1 protein-coding gene and 2 pseudogenes are annotated in these 1,092 nt (G+C 64.6%); all 3 read left to right on the top strand.

Annotated features, from left to right (window positions below; genetic code table 11):
• Positions 1 to 232: pseudogene (locus AC2VOP_RS08340) on the top strand (nuclear transport factor 2 family protein); the annotation flags it as partial.
• 58 nt (positions 233 to 290) lie between these two features.
• The gene (locus AC2VOP_RS08335) at positions 291 to 446 is read left to right on the top strand and encodes an excalibur calcium-binding domain-containing protein (protein WP_428901148.1); all 156 of its coding nucleotides are present in this window, start codon (positions 291 to 293) and stop codon (positions 444 to 446) included.
• Positions 447 to 668: 222 nt separating this feature from the next.
• Positions 669 to 1,092, top strand: a pseudogene (locus AC2VOP_RS08330) (hypothetical protein); the annotation flags it as partial.

Genomic DNA, 1,092 nt, shown 5'->3' with positions numbered 1-1,092 from the left:
GTTCGACGGTTCTGATGTCCTCTACGAGCATTCGGAGACGTGGACTTTCGCGACGGGAGAGCAGGGAGTACTGCGGTTCGTCACGGTGCACAAGGTGGTGGACGGCAAAATCACGGTCTGGAAAGACTATTGGGACATGAACTCCCTGGTGGCTTTCGCTCCCCCGAACCACTTCGAGAACCTGGCGAACGCGGATGTGAGCTGGGTTTTCGATGCGAGCGCGTTGGTCTGACGCGGCACCTGACCGGGTTCGTTCTCACCCGACCGCTGACGCGGCGAGCGTCGCGGGCATGGCCGACTCGATCCGGGAGGCGGACGCCGTTGAGGCGCATGCGGATGGCCGCTACAACATTTTGAGCGACGATTCTACGTGTGCTCCGAAGCTGGATCGCGACAACGATGGACTCGCTTGCGAATCTTACAATCAATGCTTGAACGTCTGGTGATTGTCCTGTTGACCTTCGGACTCCCGAATCCCCGGATGGCGCTGCACTCTCCAGAGATATCGCGTCTGTCAGTAGCGTCCGGGCTATCGCGGCCGTGTCCATCCCAGGCGTGAGCAAGGGACGCAATGCCGCGGTAGGGCCTCCATACTCTTTACCTCTGACGCGCAAGAAATACTCTTGACAGATCCTCGCCGCACAGGGCGTGCGAACAGGAGAACGACGATGACCACCAGCGACGACGACGATCAGCCCGCGACGGCCGCGGCGCCATCCGACGACGCGACCACGAGGGCGACCACAGCTGGCCGGGCAGCCTCCGAACTGGCGTGGTCCCAGGAAGATCCCGAAACGGTGTCGCTGAACCGTCCGTGGCGGTCAGCATGGATCCTCGCCGGTGTCGGGGTGGTGTGTGCGGCGGTAGCCGCGGTCATCATCGCGGGGCTGGGCTTGCCAGGCAACAGCGGTGCCCGCGAGGAGTCGCCCCGGCCGGGGAATGCCGAGGCGACCACACCGCCTTCGTCGGCGGCCTCCGCCGGGCCTTCATCGTCCCCTGGTGCGCCGTTGTCTTTCGTCCCGGCGGCGCCGGAACAGTTGGCGGACGCCGCGACAGCGGCGGGGGAACTGGCCACCTTGGCGATCAAGGGCC

Source organism: Mycobacterium sp. TH-M106 (assembly GCF_057473765.1).
This window is presented reverse-complemented; position numbering and strand designations above follow the sequence as displayed.